Origin of the sequence: Streptococcus sp., from assembly GCF_019414905.1 — a bacterium.
Lineage (GTDB): Bacteria > Bacillota > Bacilli > Lactobacillales > Streptococcaceae > Streptococcus.
The window spans coordinates 1-2,607 of record NZ_DXLC01000017.1 but is presented as its reverse complement, the minus strand read 5'-3'; the positions used below and the strand labels follow the sequence as shown (position 1 = coordinate 2,607).

Sequence of the window (2,607 nt, the reverse complement as noted above, 5' to 3'; positions counted from 1 at the left end):
GCGACGCCAGAATTTTCGAATCGGACCCACTTGGGCTAATTTTTTTCGATCACTGCGAGAACGACGCAAGCTAGTAGACCCAGAATCCTCTGATCCACTTGTTTCTTTTTTAAAAAGAGAAAGAAATTTCTCAAATAATTTATCTAATTTCATGCGTTTATTTTATCATCTTCATCATAGGAAGACAAGAATTTAGCTATTTCCTATCCAAATAGGGCTTTTTTTGTTACAATATCTGTATGAAATTCACATTTACATTACCAGACTCTCTACCTCAAATGACGGTAAAGCAATTACTAGAGGAGCAACTCCTCATCCCTAGAAAAATCCGTCATTTTTTGAGAATCAAGAAACACATTTTGATTAATCAGCGAGAAGTTCATTGGAACGAGACGGTAAATCCTGGAGATGTTTGCCAATTGACTTTTGACGAGGAAGATTATCCCGAAAAAGAAATTCCTTGGGGCAACCCAAACCTCATTCAGGAAGTTTATCAAGACCAACACTTAATTATTGTGAACAAACCAGAGGGGATGAAAACGCATGGTAATCAGCCAAGCGAAATCGCCCTTCTTAACCATGTCAGTGCCTATGTTGGCCAAACCTGCTATGTCGTTCATCGTCTAGACATGGAAACCAGTGGTTTGGTTCTCTTTGCCAAAAATCCTTTTATCCTACCTATTCTCAATCGCTTATTGGAGAAAAAAGAGATTTCTAGGGAATATTGGGCACAGGTCGACGGACATATCAACAGCAAAGAACTTGTTTTCAAAGACAAAATCGGGCGTGATCGCCATGACCGCAGAAAACGAATAGTTGATACAAAAAATGGGCAATATGCTGAAACGCATGTAAGCAGATTAAAGCAATTTCCAAACAAAACTTCCTTGGTTCGTTGCAAGTTAAAGACAGGGCGAACCCATCAGATTCGTGTGCACCTTTCGCATCATAATCTTCCTATCCTGGGTGACCCTCTCTATAATAGTAAATCAAAATCAAGTCGGCTTATGCTTCATGCCTTTCGACTGTCCTTTACTCATCCGCTTACTCTAGAGAAATTAAGCTTCACTACCCTATCAGATACTTTTGAAAAAGAATTAAAAAAGAATGGATGATTGTGTCATCCATTTTTTCATATAAGAAAAGCAAGACCAGAGGCCTTGCTTTTTATCGACTCATGAATTATTTAGCGATTTTTGCGAAGTATTCAAGAGTACGAACAAGTTGTGCAGTGTATGACATTTCGTTGTCGTACCATGATACAACTTTAACCAATTGTTTACCGTCAACGTCAAGAACTTTAGTTTGAGTTGCGTCAAACAATGAACCGTAAGACATACCTACGATATCTGAAGATACGATTGGATCTTCTGTGTAACCGTATGATTCGTTTGAAGCTGCTTTCATAGCTGCGTTCACTTCATCAACAGTAACGTTCTTTTCAAGAACTGCTACCAATTCAGTAACTGATCCAGTTGGAGTTGGAACGCGTTGTGCAGATCCGTCAAGTTTACCGTTCAATTCTGGGATTACAAGACCGATAGCTTTTGCAGCACCAGTTGAGTTAGGAACGATGTTTGCAGCACCAGCGCGAGCACGGCGAAGGTCACCACCACGGTGTGGTCCGTCAAGGATCATTTGGTCACCAGTGTAAGCGTGGATAGTAGTCATCAATCCTTCTACAACACCAAAGTTATCTTGAAGAGCTTTAGCCATAGGAGCCAAGCAGTTTGTAGTACATGAAGCACCTGAGATAACTGTTTCAGTACCGTCAAGAACGTCGTGGTTAGTGTTGAATACAACTGTTTTAACGTCGTTTCCACCAGGAGCAGTGATAACAACTTTTTTAGCTCCACCAGCGTGCAAGTGTTTTTCAGCAGCTGCTTTCTTAGCAAAGAAACCAGTAGCTTCAAGAACGATTTCTACACCGTCGTTAGCCCAGTCGATTTGTTCTGGATCACGTTCAGCAGAAACTTTGATGAATTTACCGTTAACTTCAAATCCACCTTCTCTAACTTCAACAGTACCGTCGAAACGACCTTGAGTTGTGTCGTATTTCAACAAGTGTGCAAGCATAACTGGATCTGTAAGGTCGTTGATGCGAGTAACTTCAACACCTTCTACGTTTTGGATACGACGGAAAGCAAGACGACCGATACGTCCGAAACCGTTAATACCAACTTTAACTACCATTAGTGATTTCCTCCTTATGAAAATCATGAAATTTTTATTGTGAAAAGAGTAACTTGAATCACTACAAATCACCTTTCAACAAACCTATTATATAACTATTTAAGTTTAATTGCAAGTACGGGCATTGTTTTTCTATGTTAGTTTCTTTTCAAGACTATAAATCAAGGAATCCCTTACTATTCATATCGTAGCGATTCTACAGGATCCATTTTACTAATTTTACGCGCCGGGAAGTAAGCTGAGACATAACCAAGTAAGAGAGCGAAAGCTAGAGTTCCTAAAACAGATAACAAATTTAATTCAAAAACCTTCGTGATGGATGGGTAAAAGTGATTTACAACCACATTCGCCAAACTTCCCACCCCTTGTGCAACCAAAAATGCCAGCAGCAAGGCGATTCCTACAATCCAGATA

Annotated in this window: 2 protein-coding genes and 2 pseudogenes; 1 reads left to right on the top strand and 3 read right to left on the bottom strand. The window is 39.8% G+C overall.

Annotation, left to right across the window (positions count from 1 at the left end; all coding sequences use genetic code 11):
- Nucleotides 1–153: pseudogene (locus QZ359_RS00325) on the bottom strand (transglycosylase); the annotation flags it as partial.
- An 86-nt stretch (nt 154–239) separates the two neighbouring features.
- Between QZ359_RS00325 and QZ359_RS00320 the strand changes: the two are divergent.
- On the top strand, nt 240–1,115 hold the full coding sequence (locus tag QZ359_RS00320; protein WP_314732412.1) for an RluA family pseudouridine synthase: 876 nt from the start codon (nt 240–242) through the stop codon (nt 1,113–1,115).
- Between the two features lie 67 nt (nt 1,116–1,182).
- Here the strand turns inward: QZ359_RS00320 and gap are convergent, their stop codons facing one another.
- Nucleotides 1,183–2,193: a type I glyceraldehyde-3-phosphate dehydrogenase gene (gene gap, locus QZ359_RS00315; protein ID WP_000260687.1), complete on the bottom strand. Its 1,011-nt coding sequence runs from the start codon at nt 2,191–2,193 to the stop codon at nt 1,183–1,185.
- Nucleotides 2,194–2,369: 176 nt separating this feature from the next.
- Nucleotides 2,370–2,607, bottom strand: a pseudogene (locus QZ359_RS00310) (ABC transporter permease); the annotation flags it as partial.